Below are 25277 nucleotides of genomic sequence, written 5' to 3' on the forward strand. Positions count from 1 at the left end.
CTTACTCCTTCGTGATTGGCGCAAATTTAGCCAAGACTCGTTTTATACCTACTGGCGCTGGAAAAGCAATATCTAACTCCATTGCCTCTCCTTCTCCTTGAACTTTAACAACTGTACCAACACCCCATTTTTTATGGCGTGCCTTCTCACCAGGTCCCCACGTCTCATTCTCTGCACCTGTCGTTTTTTGCATACGCTCCGCTTTACGTTTCATAGGTGCAGGAGCTGGCTTAGATTTCTGTCCGATACTTCCACCAAACATAGACATTTTCGCTTCTTCCATTCCATCAATTAATTCTTCTGGAATTTCATTAATAAATCGACTAACGGGGTTCATGTTCGTCCGGCCGAAAAGTGTACGCATTTTAGCATGCGTCATATAAAGCTCTTTCTCCGCTCTCGTAATGCCTACATAAGCTAGTCTTCGTTCTTCTTCCATTTCTTCTTCATCTAACATCGAACGACTGTGCGGGAAAACATTTTCTTCTAAACCGATTAAGAAGACAACCGGAAATTCTAGTCCTTTGGCCGCGTGTAATGTCATTAATGTAATTTTTTCCTCTGCCTCTGTCTCTTCTTCATCTACTTGATCAATGTCAGCAATTAAAGCGAGATCTGTTAAAAAAGCAACAAGTGTCTTGTCCTCACTGGTTTCTTCAAAATCCTTTGTTACAGTCATAAATTCTTCCAAGTTTTCCAAGCGACTTTGCGCCTCGATCGTTCGTTCATTTTTCAGCATTGTTTCATAGCCTGTCCGTTCTAAAACGGCTTCTACCATATCGGTTGCAGTAAGAAACTCTTGCTGCTGCGATAATGTACGAATAAGATTACCAAATTCCGCTAGAGCATTTGCGGCCTTTTTCGAAACACCGGTAAAATCAACCTCTTTAACTGCTTCATGAAAGGATATATCATGGAGTGCTGCATATTCACGTAATCGATCAATGGATGTTTTTCCGATTCCTCTTTTTGGAACATTAACAACGCGTTCAAAGCTAAGGTCGTCATCGGGATTAGCTATAAGTCGAAGGTAAGCTACCATATCTTTAATTTCCTTACGATCATAGAACTTAGTACCACCTACCATTTGATAGGAAATATTTGACTTCACTAATGTGTCCTCAATCGCACGTGACTGTGCATTTGTTCTGTACAGTATTGCCACTTCACTTGGTGAATATCCTTGACTACGCGTTAATTCTTGAATCTTTTCAGTTACAAACAATGCCTCTTCTTGTTCTGTAGCACCTTGAAAGTAATGAATATTTTTACCTTCTGGATTTTCTGTCCACAGCTTCTTTGGTTTTCTTCCACTATTGCGTTCGATAACTTTATTAGCGGCTTGTAAAATTGATTTCGTTGATCGGTAATTCTGCTCCAACAAAATTGTCCGTGATGTTGGATAATCCTTCTCAAAAGTAAGGATATTGGTAATATCAGCTCCCCGCCAACGATAGATCGATTGATCCGAGTCACCAACAACACAAAGGTTTTGATACCTGCTTGCAAGTTGTTTCACAAGTGCATATTGTGCATGGTTTGTATCTTGATACTCATCAACATGAATGTATTGAAATCTCCTTTGATAATATTCCAATACCTCTGGTACTCGTTGAAAAAGATGTATCGTCTGCATAATTAAATCATCGAAGTCCAGAGATTGATTTTTTTGTAGCATCTTTTGATAAGCCTCATATACTTGACCTACTTGACGATCAAAGAAGTTACCTACCTTTTTATTAAATTCTTCAGCAGTAACTAATTCATTTTTCGCAGCACTAATTTGTCCTAGCATTGCTCGTGGCTCAAATTTCTTTGGATCCATATTAAGGTTTTTTAAAATTTGTTTAATCGCAGACAACTGGTCACTGCTGTCCAAGATAGTAAAGTTACTGTTATAACCAATTCGGTCAATATCTCTTCGTAAAATTCGTACACACATGGAGTGAAAGGTCGAAACCCACATTTGATCACTCTCAGGTCCAACTAATTTACGCACGCGTTCTTTCATCTCACGTGCAGCTTTATTCGTAAATGTAATTGCTAAAATATTACGAGGAGAAACGTCCTTTTCTCCTAATAAGTAAGCAATCCGATGGGTTAATACTCTTGTCTTTCCACTTCCTGCACCGGCCATAATAAGTAAAGGGCCGTCTGTATGTGTAACAGCTTCTTTTTGCTGTTTATTTAATCCTTTTAATAAGTCATCTTTTGTTTGACTCATTTTTACACCGCCTAACTATTAACTATCTTTTACCGCTTTTACCGTTTTTAATGCTTGCTTGATATCTGTATATATACGATTGCCAACGATAATTACATCCGCGTGTTCTTTCATTTCCCGTGCCTGTTGGACTGTTTCAATACCACCACCGTAAAACAATAGTGAATGTTCCAATTGAGCTTTTACTTTTTCGACCAGCACTGGCTCCCCGTAGGTTCCACTATACTCCATATAAAAGACAGGCAAGTGAAAAACCTTATCTGCCATATAAGCATACGCAATCACATCATCTTCATCCGGTAAATAACTGTTCGTATGTATGAAAGCTTTTGCGTCCTTATTCAATATACAATATCCTTCAAATAATATCTCACTATACTCAAGCATATCAACAAATTCTTTAATAGCTTGATGCTGAATATCCATCATCCACTTTTTTTCCTTCGAATTAAGCACCATAGGAATATAGTAATAATCAAAGCCTGGAGTTATTGCATCCATGGATGAAATCTCTAAAATACAAGGTACTGTATATCTACGTATTCTTGAGAGTAGATCAAGCACGCCATCTAATGTTATGTTATCTGTCCCACCTACAATTATGGCATCTGTCCCTGACTCACAAACCATTTCTAAATCTTCATCTGAGATTTCTTTGGCAGGATCAAGCTTAAAAATATGCTGCCAAGCATTCATTGTTTTATCCAAAATAATAGTCCTCCATCATTATAATCCATTAGTTTATTATACCAAAAAACATTCTAGGAATTTAGAGATAAGGATAATCTTTTTACGTAAAACATGCGTGAGTCCATATATTTTAACGAAAACGCTGTACACTGCAAACAAGTGGATTTATTATCAACTGTTAAGCAAAAAGTTAACTTCATCGTTTCTTGCTGTATGTGCTTCTATTCTTGACCTTCATAGGACAGCTTCCTAGAGCACATATAGTGGTCGGGAAACCAGCGTTATCTTACCAAGAAGTTTTTTGACCCACATTAAAGCTTCCCAGAACCCTTGGCATAGCTAGGGAGGTTTAAAACAAAAAACTAGAAATGTCGATGATGACATTTCTAGTTTTTTGTTTAATCGTCTTTGTCCCCTATGATGCGATCAAGTACTAATTGATACCCTTCACTTCCAAAATTAATGCACCGTCTTACTCGTGATATCGTAGCAGTTGATGCATTTGTCTCCTGTTCAATTGCATTATACGTACTTCCATCCATTAGCATTTTTGCTACTTGTAATCGTTGGGAAATAGAATGGATTTCTGACATCGTTGCAATATCATCAAAAAAACGATAGCATTCTTCCCGGTCTTTTAATGAAAGGATTGCATCAAATAATTGATCCAATTGTTTCCCACGTAGTTTATCTATTTGCACACCAAAGCCCTCCTGCTTCCATTACTCATTTGATATCATTACGGCTCTCTTTATACCAGGTTCGGTCGGAATCACATTAATCCACGTTTTTCCTGGAGCAAATGCAACTTCTTTCCCGTCTTTCATTGGAACAATTCTTCCATTTCTATTTTCCCAGCGAAGTTCTTGAACTACACCTTTTTGCAAGAGATAAGCATCTCCACCTGATTGTAAATCGATAGCCCGACGACCAGCATCATCAATTACTTCATGATGAGTCTCTATTATAAATACATTACTAGCCTGAATAGCTTCCTCTGATTCTAACTCTATTGTCTTTTCCTGATCACTGTATCTTGTATATGCTTGCGAACGTTTATTATAATCAAATTCAACAATCTCCGTAGGCGTATCGGAATATACAATTTTCACATGGTTACCAGGTTCACCAGCTACCTGCTCACCTTCTGATAAGAAAGGCAAGGGCTCATACGTTGCTTTCGTATCATAGCCTTTCGCTTCTGCTTTTTCATAGACAGATCCAAGCTGTAAATACGAATTATGCGGTGCCTTTCTAAAAGGTTCACGTTTAAATAATACACCATCATTATCATAAAACGAACCATTCAAATGGTCAATTCCCCGCTGTTCTATCCTATCATTTACAAATCCAGCAGCCCCATGATAAACATAGATTGCATTATAATCATTTGCTAGTTCGAAATAGTATTCTCTCGCACTTCGTACAGGTCCTACAACATCTGGCATTTCACTTTGGAAGAGTGCTAAAAACCGAGTAATTTTACCTTCTGCTAGCATTTCAAATACGATATCTGCTTTCGATAATCCTGTCTGTGGTCTAGCTTTTGTGTGATTATTAACCATTACACCTACCATTCTATTATTAACGACTTCATCTGTACCTATTCCTGTTAGTGGATACATATTTTCATATTCTTCCGGGACTTGGAACGAATCGGACTTCTGTTCCAAGCCAGAATCCTTCGATTCATTATCACGAGCTTCCTTTTCATCATTACACGCTGCAAGAAATATAAAAGCTAGAAAAACGATACATAATAATTTTTTCATATTCCACAACACCTTTGAAAAGTTAGTATAGTATTATATTATACGCTAACACATCGTTGCCGGGAATAGAACTTCTTTTTTCTTCACATCGATAATTCCTTGTTGTGTAATTCGTATATAAGGTAGATGTGTTGACGCAAGAAAGAAGATGGAATATACCGGATCTTGAAATGGATAGCCAAAATCCTGTAAATAATCCTTTAATTCTTTCTCCTTTTCAATAAGCTCTTTCATATCTCCATCAAACATCATACCACTTAGAGAAAGCGGAATTTCTAAAAGGATCTTCCCTTGATGGACGAGGACAATACCTCCACCCATTTCTTTTATCCGTTTCCCCGCAAGTATAATATCTTGTTTATCCTTACCAATGAACACAAAGTCTCCAGTTGTTGAATACGAGCTGGCAAGGGCACCTAATTTACTAGTAAATCCGCGTAATGTTGTATTAACTCGCCACTTTCCTTTTCTGTCCAGCATCAATAAAAAGGCCTCATTTGTTTGCTCAGGAAGTCTATCGACCGTTATATCGATTTCAATTGGATAAGGCTTCATAATGACATCATTCACCATTTCTAAACCAATTGGAACGGAAAATTGCAGTTCATTTTTTCCTAGTTCCCAATCTAAATTCAACGGTTTAAGTCCGTATGCTTGCCAATCAATTTTTTGGTGAACGGTTTCTTCCGCTCCATTTTTTACAATCCATTTTCCTTTAGCAAGGACACTTTCTGGATGCGGATTATCCTTTGCATATAAAATATTAATATGAGCAAGCCGACCAGGCGCAATACTTCCCAATTGTTCTTCCATGCGAAGATGCTTAGCAGCGTTAAAGCTCCCCATCAGATATGCCTCCTCCAATGGAATACCTTTTTTGATAGCAATATCAATACAGACATTCATTAAGCCATCTTCATAAAATCCAGGTGTAGCTCCATCCGTTGTCATCGTTAAATGATCAAATGACTTTAGGTCAAGCGCAATCAGCTCTGCTAGTATCCTTGGCAAGTCTGGTCGAATGGAGGAGTAGCGTAAACCAACTTGATACCCTAGCTGTAAACGCCGGATTACTTCTTCTCCTGTCATCGATTCATGGTCTGCATTAATTCCTAATAATTTCATTTTCGTTAATGTCCGTTCAGACGCACCCGGAAAATGCCCTTCAACCGGCTTTCCATGTCGCTTCGTCTCTTGTATCCAGTAAAGTAGCCGATCATCCCCAGCTAATAGTTCTGGCCATGCGGTTAATTCGCCACCCTGTAAAACGGCTGGATGCTTAATCCATTCTAAGACGTCTTCCGTACGAAAGATATCATCTTGCTGCTGCATTTCAGTTTGAGCGTCAAACCTTGCCCACCAATACATTGACACAGGTAGCTTACGAAATTCATCCAATATAGAAAACGCTTTCTTTTTTTGCAACAAAAAAAGCCATAACAGGTTATCATTTACTAATGTCGTTGTACCAGTCCTTCCAGCATGTTTTGCCAATTGTTCTGGATTATACAGTTGGAATGGATGTGCGTGTGGCTCGATATAACCTGGCACTGCATACTTTCCCTGACAGTCATAAACTTCCGTACGGTTCATATTTTTAGGAGTTTTGTCTCCAACATATACGATCCGATCCTCATCGATCCAAATGTTCGCTTGTAACCATTGTTTTGTATACGCATTTAAATACGTGCAATTTGTTAAAACTAATGTCGGTGACGACGCTTCATCAATCACTCGAACATGTTGCCTAATTTCTCTATTTCTCCAGTGATATCCGTTATTTTGCATGGTTAAACAACTCTCTCCATCTTAATATTTCTTTTTCATTTCCTAACCGTATACCTTCTGTAAAGATATAAATACTGTTAACAGCTAACTTTATCCGTAACAACCAAATCCCTTCGTATTTGCTTAGCTAAACCCTGTTCGACAGGGAAGCATAAGTGAACTCATGACTTACAAACCTCTAGCTTACTTGAATAAAGTGGGAGGCTTACTGCGGATAAAAAAGATCTAAGCCGATATTTTCCTTTATTTTACCATATTTTTTGCTTTCTCACTGTAATGTTTTTGTAAACTAAAGTGAAATTTTTGTGAAGACAGGAATGGCACTTTTCAAGTGTTACTAACTCTAGGTAACGATCACAGTAAACAGTAATAGATAAATTTTCAGTAGGGATTCTTCATTAATAGTTATATGTGGGATATAATTCGAGTTTAACTGATTCTTTCAGGACATTAAAAAGACTAAACCAACACTAGATTTAGCCATTGTATCAAATTTCTCTCTATCAATTCTGCTATACTTGAGTACCGCTATCCATATTCTGCCTTGTTGTCACAATTACTCCATCCATATTATTACCTGAGATAGTATATTCACTATCGGTTGGTACCAATATTTTTGGATGGTCTTCTGAAACAGGAAAGAAACAAATAAGGAATTTCTCCCCTTGGTATGTGGTTGCTATTTGCTTTTCTTTCTTTAAATAAGTTAAATACTCTTCCAATACGAGATTCTTTTCATACATAATTGCACTATGAGGCAGACCAACATAACGTAAATGCCATGGCTCATATTCAATAACTGTAATATGCACTTTAGCTTTAGGATAGCGAAGTACAAAACCAAATTTCCAAGCGTTTTTTTGTATCCAAGCTCCCTCCGCTGCATATTTAATACTTTCCTTCGTAGATCCAACATCTAGAGCCAATCCTAAATTATGCTCACTATAACCTGGTGGTAAAGCATAATCTTTTCCCTTTTCCTCGTATAACACTTTTTGTTCCTCTTGGTCTCTAAAAGCACTACTTAATAAAAAGTTATGCACATTATCCTTTTGGGCAGCTTCAACCATGTCCGAGAATTTTCTAGCTACTTTTTCGGATAAACGTAGATCTTGATGGAGCAATCCATAATTTGCGATTAATTCTCGATGGTTAATTAATTGGATCATATCTTTTTTAATATATCGTTCCTTTACAGGAAATTCATCATTAACTAATAATAATTCACCCTGATACATTTCTTCCTTATTTATTTCTTTTTCTTGTAAATCAAATTGTTCCAAATTGATATTTTCCTTTGGAACCATATTTGGTTTATCTTCATTTAATACGGATACAGGGGTAATATATACCATGCCTATTACAATAGATAAAAACAACAATATGAAAAACCACTTCTTCATGTAGAACTTTCCCTCCTTGATTTCTTCTCTCTATACACATCTTAGGAAAATATCTTTAATAAAAAAGTGGGTAAAATCTTAAATATTTCTTAACTAATTCTGTTTCTTACTCATCATCACTGCTAGTAAGACGAACTTCAAATACGGTTTGCTTCAAATTACTCTTTGCAGTGATTGTGCCGTTATGTTGCTCTATTATATTCTTTGCTATAAATAAGCCCAGTCCGCTTTTATTTTTTTGCATCGTTCGTGATTTATCTCCTGTATAAAACATATCAAATATATGTGGTAAATCTTCATCTGCTATGATACTTCCATAATTAATAACTTGGATAATAGCTTCCTGATTTTCTTGAAAAGCACGAATATCAATAAATTCCCCATCGGACCCATACCGATTGGCATTTGTTAGTAAATTTTCAAATACACGAGCTAGTAAATCACCATCCCCTAAAGTCATCAAATTAGATTGGATATCCTGTCGTAAATGTAGAGAACTTTTTTCAAAAATTGGATACATTTCTTCTGCTAATTGATAAAGTAAAGCAGATATATTAATTTTTGTTTTTTCAATAGAATACATATGGTCATTCATTTTTGTTATCTCAAATAATTCATCTAACAGTCTCTCTAAGCGTTGCGATTTATTAAATGCAATTTTTAAGAAATGCCTCTTTTCTTCTTCACCAAGTGTTTTATCCTTTAAGATAATTTCTATATATCCTAAAACAGAGGTGAGCGGTGTTCGTAGATCATGTGCTAAATTCACAATTAAATGATCCTTACTACTTTCTAAGAACTCCCCCTTTTCAATTGCTTCTTTCAGTCTAGCACTAGTCCGATTAATATCGTTTGCTATATCATTAAATTCATCTTTAGACGATAGCTTGACCTGGTAATCAAAATCACCTTGAGCTAATTGCCGAATACCTTTTGAGATTTTATTGAAATACGTTGTATATGGCTTCATTAACATATAGAAAAACAAAAAGGAAAACACAATGAATATGAAAAGAAAGACATATACATCACCAATCGTTCGAATAAATTCACGAATAGCATGCCCAGTGCTACCATAATCAACTGTAGAATAATACTGCTTCGCAAGCATGATAATGAGATATGTTAAAAGACCTGATAATAAACTACTTAAAGCAAACATACCAATTATTTTTGCGCGAAAACTTCTTAACCATTTAACCATCAAATATGTAGCCAACCCCCCATACCGTTTTTATAAACTTATTCTTTCTTTTATCTTCTTTTAATTTTTTTCGTAATGTTCTTATATGAACCATCACTGTATTCGCACCATCATAATAGGTATCTCCCCAAACGATTTGCATAATCTTGTCAACACTATAAACCTTTCTCGGATGCTTTGCTAATAAATATAGAATCTCAAATTCTTTACGGGTTAATTCAACTTTTTCATTTAATAGATAAACTACATGCTCTTCCTTAGAAATAGTTAGTTCACCAAACTCCATATTGGCTGTTGACATTAATTTGGTTTCATTTAATTTTTTGTATCTTCTTAACTGTGCTTGAACGCGTGCCATAAGCTCCATTGGAGAGAATGGTTTAATCATATAGTCGTCACCACCAATAACAAGCCCCTGCACTTTATCGAATTCAGAGGTCTTGGCACTCAAAAAAATAATAGGCATATTATGTTTCTCTCTTATCTGCCTTGTTACTTCATACCCATCCATTTCTGGCATCATAATATCTAGAATCACTAAATCGATAGATTGCTGATCAATCACTTTCATAACTTCTTTTCCGTTATAAACTTTATGGACTTTATATCCTTCCTTCTCTAAATGAATAGCTAATAAATCAGCTATCTCTTTTTCGTCGTCTGCAACGACAATTGAGGATTCGTTCATGTCATTCATCTCTTTCCTTTGAGCATTACCTTTAAATCAGTTTATCTTTCTTTATTATTTTACACGTGCTATCATAAAACACAATTCCTATTAATCTGCTTCAGATTGCTCGTTGTTCCACCTTTTTATAATCACTAAATATTTCATGGTAAGTCATATACAAAAGCATCCTTGCATGCCCTTCCAAGATAAAAGGGGATTCAAGAGCAAAAGTGCAAGCGCCCGATTAGAAGCGTAGCGACTGGATCGAGTCAACGGAGATAAAGGAATCTCGATGTGGTTCGGAGCCATAATGGCTTCGATTAGGGCGATTCGTGAAGTCGCCTCGTTTCTGGGCGCTGGACGGTGGCTCCACACGTCCAGATGGGCAAATTTTATAATTTCCTTAATTTCCCGGACTATAAAAAAACAGCTACCATCCTATAAGGAGAGTAGCTGGTTTTCCTAATATTATCATCTGTCATATAAAATGAAACTTCAATCCGTTTGGGGGTTGTTTATCCCCCAATTTAGTACCACGGGTATGACCTAAAGGCCTTTAAACCTATCGGACATTTACTGGCAGACAATCCCACACTTTACCCATATTGGTTTCCTCTATTGTTTGATCTAACAATTGAGTAGCTGTTTAACAAACAATATTTCTATCCACTAGCTGAATACTCTCCAAAAATATAGGGAAGTACCGTTTTTATGCTTGCTTCATTTCAATTTTTGCAATATCGGTTCGATAAAAGAATCCACCATCCTTCTTTACGCTAGCAAATGCGGTATATGCATTTCTCGCTGCTTCTTCTATCGAGGCTGCAGTTGATCCAGCCAACAGCACACGCCCTCCATCCGAGACAAACACGCCGTCTGCTTGTTTTGTCCCTGCATGAGCGATAAAAGCACGTTCTGTATGCAGCGTAGGTAATTCAACCCCTTTTTGGTAAGCACCTGGATATCCTTCAGAGGCTAAAACAACTCCAACGCAAGCTTTGTTATGCCATTGAAGCTCTGGGTTTCTACCTGCTAGGACATCGAGAACTACTTGAACAAGATCATTTTTTAATAATGGTAGTACAACCTGTGTTTCCGGATCACCAAACCGGGTATTAAACTCAATTACTTTAGGTCCATCTTCTGTATTCATTAAACCCGCATAAAGAATTCCCGTAAAGGCTCTACCTTCTTCTATTAAACCGTCCACTGTTTTCTGTAAAATATGCGTATATGAAAAATCAATATCTGCTTGAGTGAGGTCTGGTACTGGTGAAAAAGCCCCCATCCCCCCTGTATTTGGGCCGTGATCCTGATCATATGCCCGCTTATGATCTCTTGCAGGTACCATTGGATATACCTGATTTTCATGGACAAACGCCATTAGGGAAAATTCTTCCCCTTGAAGAAACTCCTCTATCACAATGGTAGATCCCGCCTCATCAAAGGTTTTTTCTACAAGCATCTCTTCTACAGCAGTAAACGCTTGCTCCTTTGTTTCGGCAACAATAACGCCTTTCCCTGCAGCCAAGCCGTCTGCCTTTATAACAATTGGCGCTCCCTTTTCTGCGATATAGGCTTTTGCTTGTTCAACAGATGTAAAGGACTGATAGGCAGCAGTTGGTATGTCGTATGCTTGCATAAATTGTTTTGCAAATTGCTTACTTCCCTCTAATAATGCCGCTTCTTTCGTCGGTGCAAAAATAGCTAAACCAGCTTCATTAAATTTGTTAGCAATTCCCGCATTCAATGGATTTTCTGGTCCAATGATTGTTAAATCAATCGCTTCCTCTTTTGCAAATGCTAGAAGTCCATCTATATCTAACTCATCAATTGGTATACACGTTGCTTGCTCAGCAATCCCACCGTTTCCAGGGGCTGCATAAATCGCGGAAACACGTTCACTTTCAGCCACTTTCATAATGATGCTATGTTCACGTCCACCTCGACCAACTACTAAAATCTTCATGAAATATCCCCTTCCATTTAATGTTTAAAATGGCGCATCCCTGTATATACCATTGCAATACCGTACTCATTACACACATCAATGGAGTCCTGATCACGCTTAGAACCACCAGGCTGAATAATTGCAGTTATTCCAGCTTTTGCTGCAGCCTCCACCGTATCCGGCATTGGAAAGAATGCATCTGAAGCCATCACTGCACCTTGCGCATGTTCAGCAGCCTGTTCGATAGCAATGCTGGCTGCACCAATTCGATTCATTTGACCAGCTCCAACTCCCACTGTTCGTTTTTCCTTCGCTAAAACAATCGCATTCGATTTCACATGCTTAACAGCCTTCCAAGCAAATAATAAGTCTGCCAGCTCCTTCTCTGTCGGTTCACGAGTAGTAGCAATCGTTAGTTCATCCGGATTAATACGACCGTTATCCTTCGTTTGGATAAGCATGCCACCGTTTACAGATGTAAATGTATGACCTACTTCCTCCGCTGGCTCCACATGGAGTTTTAGCAATCGGATATTTTTTTTCACGGTTAATAAAGCAAGTGCTTCCTCTGTATATCCTGGAGCAATTACAATTTCTAAGAAAATTTTGCTTAGCTTTTCTGCTGTAAGTTGATCGATGACTTGGTTACATGCCACGATTCCTCCAAAAATGGAGATTGGGTCTGCGTCGTATGCACGTTGAAAGGCAGTATCAATCGTATGAGCTACTCCTATTCCACAGGGGTTCATATGTTTTACAGCTACTGCCGCTGGTTCCGTATATTCTGCAAGTATTTCTAATGCGGCATTCGCATCTTGAATATTATTATAAGATAATTCCTTGCCATGAAGCTGTTCTGCGGTTGCTAAACTTCCCTTAACAGGAATCGATCGTTTATAAAATGCAGCGGATTGATGTGGATTTTCCCCATAACGAAGCGTCTGAGCCTTTTCATACGTAATCGTATAGGTTTCTGGAAAATCCTCACCTGTTTCTTCTGTAAAATAACGCGCAATAAGTGCATCATAATTTGCTGTGTGTCGGAAAACCTTTGCAGCCAATTGTTGCCTTTGGTCAACCGTCAACGTATCCTGTTTAATGGCCTGTAATACTTGATTATAATCACTTGGATCAACAACTACCGCCACATCCTTATAATTTTTAGCAGCGGATCTTAGCATGGTAGGACCACCGATATCGATATTTTCAATGATCTCTTCCTTGGTTACGCCTTGTTTTTCTAATGTTTGTTTAAATGGATACAGATTAACAATGACGTAATCTATTGGAGAAATCTTGTTTTCTTCCAGCTGGTTTTGATGCTCTTCATTATCTCGTTTTGCCAGTAATCCTCCATGGATAAACGGATGCAATGTTTTAACACGTCCATTTAATATTTCAGGGAAGCCAGTAATCTGCTCTACAGCAATTGTTGGCACGCCTGCCTCTTGTAAAGCTCGAAGTGTCCCACCTGTAGAAACGGTTTCTACTCCAGCTTCATGAAGTCCTTTAGCAAATTCAATAATGCCTTCTTTATTCGATACACTGATTAATGCACGTTTTTTCATAATTACCCCTCATTCTGTAAAAGTTGATTAATGACCTGTGGATATAATTGATGTTCCACCTGATGAATACGTTCTTCTAACTCCTCTAATGTAGCTGTAGCATCGATATATACTTCCTGCTGTTGAATCATTGGTCCTGTATCAATGCCTTCATCAACAAAATGAATCGTTACCCCTGTTTTTGTTACGCCAGCTTCAAATGCTTGCTTGATAGCATCCTTACCTGGAAAAGCCGGCAATAACGATGGATGTATATTAACGATTTTGTCACGATAAGCAGTGAGCAGCTCAGAACCAACAATTCGCATATAGCCAGCTAGAAATACCCAACTAACAGAAGCCGCCTTTAGCCTATCCGTAATTTCTTGCTCATATGCCTGCTTCGAAGAATAGGATTTTGGGTCAAAAATGAATGTCGCAACTCCATTCGCCTTTGCCTTCTGTATGACTGGAGCATCATGCTTATCGCAAACGAGAAGTACAATGTCACAGGCTAAGCTTTTTGTCTCCATCAATGCTTGAAAATTACTACCTGTACCTGATGCAAATACAGCTACTTTAATACGGCTCATGAACAAAAATGCACTCCTTCTTCCGGAATAACTTTTCCAATCACTGTTGGTAGTTCTCCTTGTATTTCCAATAAACGGAGCACATCACGGACATTCTCTGCTGCAACAACAATAGCCATACCTATTCCCATATTAAATATCCCGTACATGTCTTCTTCGTTGATCTTCCCTTGCGCTTGTAAAAATGGGAAGATTTCTGGCGGCTCCCAAGTGTTACGGTCTATCTCTGCACCTAAACCAGTCGGTAGCATACGTGGGAGGTTTTCATAGAAACCACCGCCCGTTATATGAGAAATACCCTTTATCCTTCCAGAATCTAGCACGTTTTTCATTGATGTAGCATAAATCCTCGTTGGTGTCAGTAATGCTTCTCCTAGGGAGCAACTCAACCCGTAGGTGTTATGAAAATCAAGATCGGCTACAAGCTTACGGACTAATGAGTAGCCATTCGAATGAATGCCGCTAGAGGGAAGACCTATGATGACATCATCTGCTTGAATTGCTTCTCCAGTTACGAGCTTGGACTTTTCAGCAATACCAACAGCAAATCCCGCCAAGTCATACTCACCATCTTGATACATCCCAGGCATTTCAGCAGTCTCACCGCCAATTAAGGAAGCATTCGCCTGAACACAGCCTTCGGCAATCCCCGATACTATTTGTTCCATCTGAACTGGTTCGTTTTTGCCACAAGCAATATAGTCAAGAAAAAATAACGGCTTTGCACCCTGAGCAATAATATCATTTACACACATAGCGACAAGATCTATTCCTACAGAATCATGCTTATTTAATTCAAATGCTAGCTTTAGCTTTGTTCCAACACCATCTGTACCTGATACTAAAACTGGCTCCTCGTAAGCAAAAGAAGTAAGGTCAAACAAACCCCCAAACGAACCAATACCACCAAGTACCTCGGGGCGAGTCGTACGTTGAATATGTTTTTTCATTCTTTCTACGGCTTCATAGCCCTTTTCTACATCTACCCCTGCATCTTTATATACTTCTGACATGAACGCCACTTCCTCTATAGTTTAAGTTAACAACTGGTATAGGCAATTTCTTTTTCCCCTTCTTCTTTAACTGGGTATTTTCCTGTCATACATGCGGTACAAATTCCTTGATGGATCGTTTTATCCTTAAGAACTGCCTTTTCTAATCCCGCTTCTGATAAATAAGCAACACTATCTGCGCCGATTATATTGCTAATTTCAGGAACAGAATGATTGGCTGCAATTAGCTCAACTCTCGTCGACATATCAATACCGTAATAGCAAGGGTTTTGAATCGACGGGGAAGCGATTCGTACATGAACTTCTTTAGCACCAGCTTGTTTCAACATTTGCACAATTCGTTTACTAGTGGTCCCCCTAACTATCGAATCATCAATCATAATTACCCGCTTTCCTTCAATAATGCTGCGAACCGGAGAAAGCTTCATTTTTACCCCTTGCTCTCTCAGTTCCTGTGATGGTTGAATAAATGTTCTACCAACATAGCGATTCTTAATAATCCCCATTTCATAGGGCAGCCCGCTCTCCTCTGCATAACCAATTGCGGCAGAAATACTAGAGTCCGGCACACCTACGACAATATCTGCTTCTACCGGCGACTCTTTAGCCAGTTCCATTCCCATGTTTTTACGAGAAGCATGGACATTGACATGATTAACATCACTATCTGGTCTGGAAAGATAAACATACTCCATTGCACACATCTTACGTTGCTGACGCATAGCAAATCTTATAGATGATAACCCATCATTGCTAATGGTTATTAATTCGCCAGGTAACACTTCCCGCTCAAATGTAGCCCCTATTTGCCCAAATGCACAGGTTTCAGAAGCAACAACATAGGCATCACCTAATCTTCCGATAGATAACGGGCGAATACCTGTCGGATCTAAAGCTACAAACATTTTGTCTTCCTTTAAAATAATATAGGCATATGCACCAACTACTTGATTAAGTGCTTTCGAGATTGTTTCCTCGGTTATTTTATTGCCGCTTCGTTTAATTAAATGAGCAAGAACCTCGGAATCCGAAGAGGTTTGCAAAATACTTCCCTCTGCCTCCAGCTCTCCTCGTAACTTATAGGCATTCATGATATTCCCATTATGTGCTAGCGCCATACTTTCTGTTTGTGAACGAAATAATAGGGGCTGCACATTTTCAAGGACTTTTCCACCTTGCGTGGAATAACGAACATGTCCTACTGCTACGCTTCCAGATAAAGCGGAAAAATCAGCATGTTTAAATACATCGTTTACGAGCCCCATCTCTTTATGAGCCTTAAGGTTCTTGCCATCACTTACTACTACGCCAGCACCTTCCTGACCACGATGCTGCATCGAATGCAAACCATAATAGGTAAGCTCTGCTGCTTTTTCATGACCCCAAATTCCGAATACACCACATTCCTCATTTATGCCTTTGATTTCAGCAAGCATGGAATAGCTCCCTTCCATAAATCTCGTAATTGATGAATTTCCTCTTCTATAACGTTCTTTTCATTCACAGAAATAGATAATGTTTGCTTATCTGTTACCGTACCGATGGCTCGTGCATCCTCAACCAAGTCTAGAAATCTTGCTTTATTTTCTTCCTTGACCGTCACGATAAAGCGTGACTGTGTTTCACTAAATAATGCAACGGTGGCATCCCCTGTCAACTCAATATCAGCACCTAAAAAGGTATTATTAAATAGACTTTCAGCTAAACCGACAGCTAAACCACCTTCTGTCAAATCGTGTGCGGATACAATGACCCCTTCTTGAATTGCTGTTAATAATTGCTCCTGTCTTCTTGCCTCCACCTGTAAGTCAATGGCTGGAGCTTTTCCTTCATATGTTCCTTTAACAAGCTGTTGAAGTTCACTACCACCGAAGGCAATATCCGTTTCGCCAATCATATAAATCGTGTCCCCAGGTGACTGGAAATGACTTGGCGTAATATCCTCTAAAGATTCGTGTAAGCCGACCATACCGACAACCGGCGTTGGAAAAACAGCCTTTCCTTTGGACTGATTATATAGCGATACATTTCCACTAATTACTGGGGTATTCAAGATACGACAAGCCTCGCTCATACCTTCCACACTCTTCTCCATTTGCCAGAATACTTCCGGGTTTGTTGGGTTGCCAAAATTCAACCCATCTGTAAGACCTAAGGGTTTGGCACCAGAACAAACAATATTTCGAGCAGCTTCTGCTACTGCAATCTTCCCACCCACTTCTGGGTCTAAATAAATATAACGGGAATTACAGTCTGTCGTCATCGCCAATGCTTTTTTTGTTCCTTTGATCCGAATAACAGCAGCATCTGATCCTGGAGTGACAACCGTATTTGTTTGAACCATGGAATCATACTGGTCATATACCCATTCTTTTGATGCAATTGTTGGCTGCTGTAATAGTTTTCTCAGCACTTCTGCATGGTTTTCTATCGATGGTATCGCATTTTCCATTTGTTGAAATGCTTGATAGTAGCTAGCTTCTTTTGCTGGTAAATGGTAGACCGGGGCTTCCTCTGCAAGCGCATCCACTGGAATGTCTGCCATCACTTCTCCGTGCTGCTTAATACGAAATATTTTTTCCTCTATTACCTTTCCAACAGCCACTGCCTGCAATCCGTATTTTTGGAATACTTCGATAATTTCCTGTTCACGTCCCTGTTTAACCACTAGTAGCATACGCTCCTGTGATTCAGATAGCATTAACTCATATGCTGACATATGCTGTTCTCGCTGCGGAACTAAATCCAAGTTCATTTCTAATCCTGTTCCAGCCTTACTTGCCATTTCACTCGCAGAAGAAGTTAAACCAGCTGCGCCCATGTCCTGCATTCCAATAAGTGCATCTGAATGAATGACTTCTAAGCAAGCTTCTATTAATAATTTTTCCATAAATGGATCCCCAACTTGTACCGCAGGACGATCCTTTGCTGCATCTTCTCCTAAATCGTCTGAAGCAAAAGTGGCACCGTGAATACCATCTCGACCTGTTGGAGCGCCGGCGTACAATACTGTATTACCAATCCCTTTTGCTATTCCCTTTTGGATATCATCATGATTAATTAATCCTACACACATTGCATTAACGAGCGGATTGTCCTCATAGCTTGTATCAAATTGAACTTCTCCACCAACCGTTGGAACACCGACACAATTCCCATACCCAGCGATGCCATTCACTACTTCGGAGAATAAATACTTTACGCGTTCCGAAGTCAGATTCCCAAAACGTAATGAATTTAATAAAGCAATTGGACGTGCTCCCATGGAAAAAACATCACGAATAATTCCACCGACACCTGTCGCAGCTCCTTGATATGGTTCAACTGCAGAAGGGTGATTATGGCTTTCGATCTTAAACACGACTGCCTGATTATCACCAATATCGATGATTCCAGCCCCCTCACCTGGTCCTTGTAATACATGCGGTGATTTTGTCGGGAACTTTTTTAGTAATGGCTTCGATGTTTTATAGCTACAGTGCTCTGACCACATTACTGAAAATATGCCCGTTTCTGTAAAATTTGGGCGTCGACCTAAAATGGTTTTAACCAATTGGAACTCTTCATCACTTAATCCCATTTCTTTATACAGTTTGTCGCTTTCAATCACTTCTGGACTAATTTCATGCGTTTGCAACATAGGATTCCCTCCAATTCAGCACCATTGATTTGAATAAACGTAAGCCGTCATCACTACCCAATAATGCTTCTACAGCTCGTTCCGGATGTGGCATCATTCCTAATACATTACCTTCTTTGTTACTAATCCCAGCAATATCGGCGACGGAACCATTTGGATTATCTTGATAGGTAAATACAATTTGACCATTTGCCTTCATTGCTTGTAATGTAGCGTCATCACAAAAGTAATTTCCTTCTCCATGCGCAATCGGAAAGCGCACTACTTCCCCTGACGTATATTCTGTAGTGAATAGCGTCCGATTGTTAACAACCTGTAGCTCCTCCTGATGGCACATAAAGGAAAGTTTTTTATTACGAAGTAATGCTCCTGGTAATAACCCAGCTTCTGTTAATATTTGAAATCCATTACAGACTCCTAATACAGGTTTTCCTTTTGCAGCATGCTCTTTGATTTGCTTCATTACATTGGAAGTAGAAGCTACAGCTCCTGAGCGTAAATAATCGCCATACGAAAAACCACCAGGAAGTAGAATAGCATCATAGTTTGTTAGATCACTATTTTCATACCAAACGAGATCTGCCTCTTCTTGAAGTACATCTTTAACGGCATGATACATATCATGATCACAGTTAGAACCCGGAAACATAATTACAGCGAAATTCACGACTGAACAGCCCCCTCCACTTCAAATCGGTAGTCTTCAATAACTGGATTAGCTAGCAACTTTTCGCACATTTCTGTAACGCGTGCCTCGATATCTGCTTCATCTTGAACCTGTAATTCAATTACTTTACCAACACGAGCTTCTTCTATTTCTTGATATCCTAGTGCATGTAATGATTCCTGTATAGCCTTTCCTTGAGGATCTAATACCCCTGACTTTAATGTAATATGGACCTTTACGTTTTTCATTGTTTATCCTCCAGTCGTCGTAAAATCTCTTCATAGACCTCAATTAAATCGCCTGTTCCTTGGCGAAAAACATCCTTATCAAGCTTTTCCTGCGTTGTAATATCCCATAGGCGACATGTATCTGGAGAAATCTCATCAGCTAGGACGATACAGCCACTCGCTAATCTTCCAAACTCAACTTTAAAATCCACTAATGTAATATGAATATCACGAAATATCTTTCTTAGTTCCTCATTAATTTTCAATACCTTCTCTTTTATTTCTTGCAGCTCTGTCCGTGTTACATCTGATAAAATAAAGGCATGCTCATCATTGATTAATGGATCATTTAATTCGTCGTTCTTATAAAACAATTCAACAAGAGGTCGAGCAAATGTCGTTTTTTCCTCTATCCCTAGTCGTTTCGTAATGCTGCCTGCAGCAACATTACGAACAACTACTTCTAATGGGATAATTTCTGTTTGATGAACCAACTGTTCTGTCTCCGTTAATCGTTCAATAAAATGCGTCTCCACACCCTTATCATGAAGTAAAGAAAATATTCGTGAGGAAATTTCATTATTTAGTCTTCCCTTACCAGAAAAACTCGATTTTTTTTCACCATTAAACGCTGTAGCATCATTCTTGTAGGCTAAAACTAACTTGCCAGTTCTATCTTTTGCTTGATAAACCTTCTTCGCCTTACCTTCATATAACAATGCTTCCTTCATATAAATTCCACCTCACGCTAAGCCGATTCGGTCAAAGATAACATCGACATTTTTTAAATGGTACGTATAGTCAAAGCAATCATCAATTTCTGCTTGTGATAATGCGTCCGTAATTTGTTCATCTGCCTCTACTAACTGTTTAAAGTGAGTCGCTGTTTCCCAAGCTTGCATCGCCTTCGGCTGTACTATATCATAAGCAGTTTCGCGCGCCATTCCTTTGTCAATTAGAGCTAGGAGAACCCGTTGAGAGAAAATAACGCCATAGGTTTTATCGATGTTTCGTTTCATATTTTCAGGGAACACCGTTAGATTCTTAACGATGTTTGCAAAACGATTAAGCATATAGTTTAACGCAATTGTTGCATCTGGTAGAATGACACGTTCTGCTGAAGAATGAGAAATATCTCGCTCATGCCATAATGATACATTTTCATAGGCTGTCATCATGTAGCCACGTACGACTCTTGCCATTCCTGTCATATTCTCTGACCCGATTGGATTACGTTTATGCGGCATAGCCGATGATCCCTTTTGCCCTTTCGCGAAGAATTCTTCTACTTCTCGTGTTTCTGTTTTTTGCAATCCACGAATTTCGGTTGCGAATTTCTCTACCGATGTCGCGATAAGCGCAAGTGCAGATAAATAAGCTGCATGACGGTCACGTTGCAATGTTTGAGTAGAAACGGGTGCTGGCGTAATTCCTAACTTCTCACAAACATATCGCTCCACAAATGGATCAATATTTGCATATGTTCCTACTGCTCCTGATAGCTTTCCAAATTCAATATTGTGAGCGGCTGCTTCGAAACGTTCTAAATTACGTTTCATTTCTTCGTACCAAAGCGCAAGCTTCAAACCAAATGTTGTTGGTTCTGCATGTACGCCATGGGTTCTTCCCATCATCACCGTATGCTTATGTTCCATAGCCTTATTTTTCAAGATCTCAATAAACCGATGCAAGTCCTTCCGAATAATTTCATTGGCCTGTTTTACGATATACGAAAGTGCTGTATCAACAACATCCGTTGATGTCAGTCCATAATGCACCCATTTTCTTTCCTCACCCAGCGTTTCCGATACAGCACGTGTAAAAGCGACAACATCGTGTCTTGTATCCTTTTCAATTTCATAAATTCGATGGATATCAAAGGATGCATTGTCCCGTAGCTTTTTCACATCTTCTTTAGGAATAACACCTAGCTCACTCCATGCCTCACATGCTAGGATTTCAACTTCAAGCCATGCTTTAAATTTATTTTCCTCTGTCCAAATCGATCCCATTTCTTCCCTTGTATAACGCTCAATCATTGTTTGGCCTCCTCAAATGTCTGAATATGTTTGTTTACTTTATCCATTGTAGCCCCAATAAATGTAATATGTCCCATTTTTCGTTTCGTTTTAGCTTCCGCTTTTCCATATAAATGAACAAAACCAGAGGTATTTTTTGCCATCGCTTGTAAAACAGATTCCAAGTCTTCACCTAATACATTGATCATGACCGCTGGCTCTAGTAAATTTACTTCCATTAAAGGAAGGCCACATATGGCACGAATATGCTGTGTAAATTGTGAAACATTACAAGCCTCAATCGTATAATGCCCAGAATTATGAGGACGAGGAGCCATTTCATTTAGATAGATACGATCTCCTTTCACAAACAGTTCCACCGCAAAGGTACCTACTATCTTCATATGTTCAGCAAGCTTCTCTACTGCCCGAAAAGCTTCTTTTTCCAGTAGTTCATTAATGCTCGCTGGAACCATTGTTTTGAATAATACATGGTCTTTATGTTCATTCTCAGCAACTGGGAAAAATGTAATTTCGCCAGATTGTGCACGTGTAAAGATAACCGATACTTCTTTATCAAAGGTAATCCATTCTTCTACGATGCAATGGGAATGATCCTGGGCAAATTGAACGGCTGTAGCTATGTCTGAACGAGCATCTATTTTAAGTTGGCCTTTTCCGTCATAACCACCACGACACGTCTTGATTACAGCGGGTAATGGAAAATCTCTTAGTATTTCTTCACATTCAGCTCCACTGTTTACAATAGCAAATTCGGGAACAGGTAAATCAGCTGCCTTTATTAGCTTTTTCTCTTTCTCCCGATTTTGAGTAATTTCGAGAGCAAACGCACCCTGTGGCAGCTTTCCTTCTTTCTCTATGTAAGCTGCAGCTTGTAAATCAACATTTTCAAATTCATATGTGACCACATCGCTAAGAGCTGTCAATTGTTGGATAGCATTCATATCCTCATATGGTGCAATAATTTGATGGTCTGCGACCTGTGCAGCCGGACAGTCTACGGTAGGATCTAATACATTCACACGATAACCCATATACTTTGCTGCAATTGCCATCATACGTCCTAGCTGACCTCCACCAATAATCCCAATTGTTTGTCCGGGTAACACAATGCTGTTATTTTTTCGCAAGGTCTTCCCTCATTTCTCCAACGTTATCCTTCATTTGGTCACGGTACGTTTCTAACTTCGCTGCAACGTATGCATCGAATGTACCTAAGATTTGTGCTGCAAGAATCCCGGCATTTTTTGCTCCTGCCTTCCCAATCGCTACAGTTGCAGTAGGCACTCCGCCTGGCATTTGTACGATCGAAAGAAGTGAATCCAATCCGTTCAACGCTTTACTTTGAACAGGAACACCAATTACAGGAAGTGTCGTCTGAGCTGCCACCATTCCAGGTAAATGGGCTGCTCCTCCTGCGCCGGCAATAATAACTTTTAGTCCACGTTCTCTGGCTGATTTTGCATATGCAAACATTTCATCAGGTGTACGATGTGCAGAAATAATATCTTTGCTATACGGAATTTGTAGTTCATCTAGAATAGCACAAGCATGCTTCATTGTTTCCCAATCCGATATACTGCCCATGATTACGCCAACCATTACTGTGAAATCCCCCTCGTTTATCAAATTATCTCCTAGTTTAAGTTTACCCTTTGCTAATTAATAAGAAAAATTGAGCAAAATTCGCTCAGTCCTTATCACTACATGCTCAGATTTACGCTTCCTCTAGTAGCTATTATGGAATAATAGCAACTGCTTGACCACCACTCCGGCTGCCCACTTCCCTTTCCGTGGGGTTTGTCCTTCAGCTAACTTTTTTAGCAAAACCCGCTCAAAAAAGTGGATCTTCAGGTCAAACATTTCAAAATAACTACTTGGCTTAACGCAGTCATTACACTGATTTTATACTTTCTTAACTTAGAACAAAAGCGCAAGCGCCCAATTAGAAACAAAGCGACTGAAGCGAGTCAACGGTGATAAAGGAACAGGTGAGCTCGCGAGCCGATGACAACTTATCCGTAGGACGATTCGTAAAGTCGCCTCGTTTCTGGAAGTTGGAGCTGGACGCGACTCAACACGCCAAGATTTACCCACAGGCTCAACTTTTATAACTTCCTTGACTACGAAAAAAGTCTATTCATCTTCATCTCAAGCCAATGAGAGAAGAAGAATAGACCTGTAATTTCAACCATTCAAACAGATCATTGCTTACACAACGATTCAACTTCCCTCATAGTCCAGTCATTTACGGTGCTGGGTAGAAACTTCTGAGCCTTATTCTCAGGTATATATGAGGAACCGATATTGATTTGTCGGTTTAAGAATAACAAGGAAAAACGGAAATGTCAACAAAATAACGAACGATTATTAAATAATTTAAATTAATGTTCGGTTTTTAGTATATTCCCTAAAACAATACGATTCATTTATACTCAAACATGGACATGTGAGCTTAGTTATTGAAGTTTTACTTCTGTCATCAACTATTCTATGCGACTTATTAATAGACGATCCAACCCAAAAGGAAAAATGCTATGTGTGCACAACGATACATCATACGTTATTCTTAAGATCTACTCTTTCCTCATTGATTCTGTTGGTTTGGATGTTTCCGTAGCTTGCTTCGTAGTACCATTGCTACTCTCTGCTTTTTTCTTCGGATTCATAAGTCTACCTTTACGCACCTGTTTCACCCAGAATCCACCATAGATTTGCTTTGGTTCATATGCAATGATAAAAGCTTTCGGATCTATTTGTTTAATGGTTTCATACAATCTTAATTCATATTTTCTTGGTGTTAAGATTTGCATTGATAATCTGTCTCCATCCATACCATAAGCATACCAGCTTGTTACCCCATAGCCTTTATCTCTTAATTGCTTCGTAAATTGAATATCTGGATCGGAGGATATCACATTGACTGTAATATATCCAAGTGCTAGTTTTTCTTCAATTTTTGACCCGCAGACTACACCAATCCCAAAACCAATGGCATAGGCTAACAGATTTTGAATTTCGTTTAAATTATCTAAAACAAGACCCAAGCCAAATACATAAATAACCACTTCAAACATGCTTACAAATGCAGCAATATACCTTCTGCCTTTTAACGTTAGAATCATTCGTATTGTGGAAAGCGATACATACACAATATTGATAACTAATATAATTCCAACCATTACGAGTGCATTGCTAATCAAATAAAACCCTCCTAAACCTATATCCTAAGCATACCTTATTTTCTTATCATATGACATTCTATATCATTCATGTTTGTTTCACTCATTTATATTATTCCGCATAGGCTAATGTAAGAACATGGGCGCTGCGTCTGCATAGTAATTTGGGACGTAGCTAGACATTTCATTACACATACTTTTTAAACATGAAGCGAGGTGAAGTTATGGATCCTTTTCAACAAATGACGGATTGGAAAAAGAACATGGATCACTTTTTTGGCGAAAACTTTTGGAATGAATTTGAAGGTATTATAAAACCTACTATTCCACAAATTAATCTTTATCAAACAGATCATGAATTATTTTGTGTTGCTAACATCCCAGGGCTAGTTGACTTAGATAAGCTTGATGTTTATGTTGATTATTCCACATTGGAGCTTCGAGGAACAATTGATATTGATAATTCCTTTGGTATTAAAATAAAAGAGGAAATACTACAGGGCGTTTTCGAAAGAAGAATCTCTCTTCCTTTTCCAGTTCGTTCAGATAAAATAAAAGCAACGTATAAAAACGGTCTCGTATTCATCCAACTACATCGGCTTATTTCCGAGACAAGTAGGAAAAACAGAGTAAATGTCCATGTGCTGGAAGATAATTAGATCACATA

The 25277-nt window shown here is 38.8% G+C and carries 23 protein-coding genes and 1 riboswitch; of the genes, 1 reads left to right on the forward strand and 22 read right to left on the reverse strand.

The window, feature by feature from the left end:
* Position 1: 1 nt before the first annotated feature.
* The 22 genes from pcrA to RVS70_RS04965 form a co-directional block, all read right to left on the reverse strand.
* Complete coding sequence (gene pcrA / locus RVS70_RS04860; RefSeq protein ID WP_121604636.1) at positions 2–2224, reverse strand: DNA helicase PcrA; 2223 nt, start codon at positions 2222–2224, stop codon at positions 2–4.
* 18 nt (positions 2225–2242) lie between these two features.
* Positions 2243–2920: a heptaprenylglyceryl phosphate synthase gene (locus RVS70_RS04865; protein WP_321132600.1), complete on the reverse strand. Its 678-nt coding sequence runs from the start codon at positions 2918–2920 to the stop codon at positions 2243–2245.
* Between the two features lie 392 nt (positions 2921–3312).
* Positions 3313–3615, reverse strand: a complete 303-nt coding sequence (locus RVS70_RS04870; RefSeq protein WP_026682838.1) for a YerC/YecD family TrpR-related protein — start codon at positions 3613–3615, stop codon at positions 3313–3315.
* 21 nt (positions 3616–3636) lie between these two features.
* Positions 3637–4686, reverse strand: a complete 1050-nt coding sequence (locus RVS70_RS04875) for a DUF3048 domain-containing protein (protein ID WP_166530069.1) — start codon at positions 4684–4686, stop codon at positions 3637–3639.
* A gap of 45 nt (positions 4687–4731) precedes the next feature.
* The gene (locus tag RVS70_RS04880) at positions 4732–6474 is read right to left on the reverse strand and encodes an adenine deaminase C-terminal domain-containing protein (RefSeq protein ID WP_026682840.1); all 1743 of its coding nucleotides are present in this window, start codon (positions 6472–6474) and stop codon (positions 4732–4734) included.
* A 512-nt stretch (positions 6475–6986) separates the two neighbouring features.
* Positions 6987–7877 carry a M15 family metallopeptidase gene (locus tag RVS70_RS04885; protein ID WP_321132567.1) on the reverse strand — a complete coding sequence of 297 codons (891 nt, stop codon included), beginning with the start codon at positions 7875–7877 and terminating at the stop codon, positions 6987–6989.
* Positions 7878–7983: 106 nt separating this feature from the next.
* Positions 7984–9081: a HAMP domain-containing sensor histidine kinase gene (locus tag RVS70_RS04890; RefSeq protein WP_321132601.1), complete on the reverse strand. Its 1098-nt coding sequence runs from the start codon at positions 9079–9081 to the stop codon at positions 7984–7986.
* Entirely contained in the window at positions 9074–9769 is a 696-nt protein-coding gene (locus RVS70_RS04895) for a response regulator transcription factor (protein ID WP_321132568.1), read from the reverse strand. The genes RVS70_RS04890 and RVS70_RS04895 overlap by 8 nt, the downstream gene beginning before the upstream one ends.
* Positions 9770–10460: 691 nt before the next feature.
* Positions 10461–11720, reverse strand: a complete 1260-nt coding sequence (gene purD, locus RVS70_RS04900; RefSeq protein WP_121604630.1) for a phosphoribosylamine--glycine ligase — start codon at positions 11718–11720, stop codon at positions 10461–10463.
* A gap of 17 nt (positions 11721–11737) precedes the next feature.
* On the reverse strand, positions 11738–13270 hold the full coding sequence (gene purH, locus RVS70_RS04905) for a bifunctional phosphoribosylaminoimidazolecarboxamide formyltransferase/IMP cyclohydrolase (protein WP_121604629.1): 1533 nt from the start codon (positions 13268–13270) through the stop codon (positions 11738–11740).
* A gap of 2 nt (positions 13271–13272) precedes the next feature.
* Positions 13273–13842, reverse strand: coding sequence for a phosphoribosylglycinamide formyltransferase (gene purN / locus RVS70_RS04910; RefSeq protein WP_121604628.1), 570 nt, complete (start codon positions 13840–13842; stop codon positions 13273–13275).
* On the reverse strand, positions 13839–14855 hold the full coding sequence (gene purM / locus RVS70_RS04915; RefSeq protein ID WP_321132569.1) for a phosphoribosylformylglycinamidine cyclo-ligase: 1017 nt from the start codon (positions 14853–14855) through the stop codon (positions 13839–13841). The genes purN and purM overlap by 4 nt, the downstream gene beginning before the upstream one ends.
* A 26-nt stretch (positions 14856–14881) precedes the next feature.
* On the reverse strand, positions 14882–16291 hold the full coding sequence (gene purF / locus RVS70_RS04920; RefSeq protein WP_321132570.1) for an amidophosphoribosyltransferase: 1410 nt from the start codon (positions 16289–16291) through the stop codon (positions 14882–14884).
* Positions 16267–18495 carry a phosphoribosylformylglycinamidine synthase subunit PurL gene (gene purL, locus RVS70_RS04925; protein ID WP_321132571.1) on the reverse strand — a complete coding sequence of 743 codons (2229 nt, stop codon included), beginning with the start codon at positions 18493–18495 and terminating at the stop codon, positions 16267–16269. Before purL ends, purF begins: the two co-directional genes overlap by 25 nt.
* Positions 18479–19162, reverse strand: coding sequence for a phosphoribosylformylglycinamidine synthase subunit PurQ (purQ, locus tag RVS70_RS04930; RefSeq protein ID WP_026682850.1), 684 nt, complete (start codon positions 19160–19162; stop codon positions 18479–18481). The genes purL and purQ overlap by 17 nt, the downstream gene beginning before the upstream one ends.
* Entirely contained in the window at positions 19159–19410 is a 252-nt protein-coding gene (purS, locus tag RVS70_RS04935) for a phosphoribosylformylglycinamidine synthase subunit PurS (RefSeq protein WP_026682851.1), read from the reverse strand. The genes purQ and purS overlap by 4 nt, the downstream gene beginning before the upstream one ends.
* The gene (gene purC, locus RVS70_RS04940; RefSeq protein WP_026682852.1) at positions 19407–20120 is read right to left on the reverse strand and encodes a phosphoribosylaminoimidazolesuccinocarboxamide synthase; all 714 of its coding nucleotides are present in this window, start codon (positions 20118–20120) and stop codon (positions 19407–19409) included. The genes purS and purC overlap by 4 nt, the downstream gene beginning before the upstream one ends.
* Positions 20121–20132: 12 nt before the next feature.
* Positions 20133–21428: an adenylosuccinate lyase gene (gene purB, locus RVS70_RS04945; protein WP_121604624.1), complete on the reverse strand. Its 1296-nt coding sequence runs from the start codon at positions 21426–21428 to the stop codon at positions 20133–20135.
* Positions 21425–22558, reverse strand: a complete 1134-nt coding sequence (gene purK, locus RVS70_RS04950; protein WP_166530073.1) for a 5-(carboxyamino)imidazole ribonucleotide synthase — start codon at positions 22556–22558, stop codon at positions 21425–21427. Before purK ends, purB begins: the two co-directional genes overlap by 4 nt.
* Positions 22545–23030 carry a 5-(carboxyamino)imidazole ribonucleotide mutase gene (purE, locus tag RVS70_RS04955; protein ID WP_034679712.1) on the reverse strand — a complete coding sequence of 162 codons (486 nt, stop codon included), beginning with the start codon at positions 23028–23030 and terminating at the stop codon, positions 22545–22547. The genes purK and purE overlap by 14 nt, the downstream gene beginning before the upstream one ends.
* Before the next feature lie 126 nt (positions 23031–23156).
* Complete coding sequence (locus RVS70_RS04960; protein ID WP_321132572.1) at positions 23157–23291, reverse strand: hypothetical protein; 135 nt, start codon at positions 23289–23291, stop codon at positions 23157–23159.
* Positions 23292–23644: 353 nt separating this feature from the next.
* Positions 23645–23745: riboswitch (purine riboswitch) on the reverse strand.
* Positions 23746–24004: 259 nt separating this feature from the next.
* The gene (locus RVS70_RS04965) at positions 24005–24631 is read right to left on the reverse strand and encodes a DUF2179 domain-containing protein (protein WP_321132573.1); all 627 of its coding nucleotides are present in this window, start codon (positions 24629–24631) and stop codon (positions 24005–24007) included.
* Positions 24632–24834: 203 nt separating this feature from the next.
* On the opposite strand from RVS70_RS04965, the gene RVS70_RS04970 reads away from it, so the two are divergent.
* Positions 24835–25269: an Hsp20/alpha crystallin family protein gene (locus RVS70_RS04970; protein ID WP_026682857.1), complete on the forward strand. Its 435-nt coding sequence runs from the start codon at positions 24835–24837 to the stop codon at positions 25267–25269.
* Positions 25270–25277 lie beyond the last annotated feature (8 nt).

It is taken from the genome of Virgibacillus sp. M23 (assembly GCF_034190895.1).
Classification (GTDB): domain Bacteria; phylum Bacillota; class Bacilli; order Bacillales; family Amphibacillaceae; genus Virgibacillus; species Virgibacillus salarius.

Excerpts from the sequence above, each read along its gene's own strand:
- RVS70_RS04970 (WP_026682857.1), top strand. The coding sequence starts at position 24,835 with ATGGATCCTTTTCAACAAATGACGGATTGGAAAAAGAACATGGATCAC.
- RVS70_RS04880 (WP_026682840.1), bottom strand. The coding sequence starts at position 6,474 with ATGCAAAATAACGGATATCACTGGAGAAATAGAGAAATTAGGCAACAT.
- RVS70_RS04885 (WP_321132567.1), bottom strand. The coding sequence starts at position 7,877 with ATGAAGAAGTGGTTTTTCATATTGTTGTTTTTATCTATTGTAATAGGC.
- purH (WP_121604629.1), bottom strand. The coding sequence starts at position 13,270 with ATGAAAAAACGTGCATTAATCAGTGTATCGAATAAAGAAGGCATTATT.
- RVS70_RS04960 (WP_321132572.1), bottom strand. The coding sequence starts at position 23,291 with ATGTTTGACCTGAAGATCCACTTTTTTGAGCGGGTTTTGCTAAAAAAG.
- RVS70_RS04890 (WP_321132601.1), bottom strand. The coding sequence starts at position 9,081 with ATGGTTAAATGGTTAAGAAGTTTTCGCGCAAAAATAATTGGTATGTTT.
- purL (WP_321132571.1), bottom strand. The coding sequence starts at position 18,495 with ATGTTGCAAACGCATGAAATTAGTCCAGAAGTGATTGAAAGCGACAAA.
- RVS70_RS04875 (WP_166530069.1), bottom strand. The coding sequence starts at position 4,686 with ATGAAAAAATTATTATGTATCGTTTTTCTAGCTTTTATATTTCTTGCA.
- purN (WP_121604628.1), bottom strand. The coding sequence starts at position 13,842 with ATGAGCCGTATTAAAGTAGCTGTATTTGCATCAGGTACAGGTAGTAAT.
- pcrA (WP_121604636.1), bottom strand. The coding sequence starts at position 2,224 with ATGAGTCAAACAAAAGATGACTTATTAAAAGGATTAAATAAACAGCAA.
- purC (WP_026682852.1), bottom strand. The coding sequence starts at position 20,120 with ATGAAGGAAGCATTGTTATATGAAGGTAAGGCGAAGAAGGTTTATCAA.
- purS (WP_026682851.1), bottom strand. The coding sequence starts at position 19,410 with ATGAAAAACGTAAAGGTCCATATTACATTAAAGTCAGGGGTATTAGAT.
- purE (WP_034679712.1), bottom strand. The coding sequence starts at position 23,030 with ATGGTTGGCGTAATCATGGGCAGTATATCGGATTGGGAAACAATGAAG.
- RVS70_RS04895 (WP_321132568.1), bottom strand. The coding sequence starts at position 9,769 with ATGAACGAATCCTCAATTGTCGTTGCAGACGACGAAAAAGAGATAGCT.
- purB (WP_121604624.1), bottom strand. The coding sequence starts at position 21,428 with ATGATTGAGCGTTATACAAGGGAAGAAATGGGATCGATTTGGACAGAG.
- purD (WP_121604630.1), bottom strand. The coding sequence starts at position 11,720 with ATGAAGATTTTAGTAGTTGGTCGAGGTGGACGTGAACATAGCATCATT.
- RVS70_RS04865 (WP_321132600.1), bottom strand. The coding sequence starts at position 2,920 with ATGAATGCTTGGCAGCATATTTTTAAGCTTGATCCTGCCAAAGAAATC.
- purF (WP_321132570.1), bottom strand. The coding sequence starts at position 16,291 with ATGCTTGCTGAAATCAAAGGCATAAATGAGGAATGTGGTGTATTCGGA.
- purM (WP_321132569.1), bottom strand. The coding sequence starts at position 14,855 with ATGTCAGAAGTATATAAAGATGCAGGGGTAGATGTAGAAAAGGGCTAT.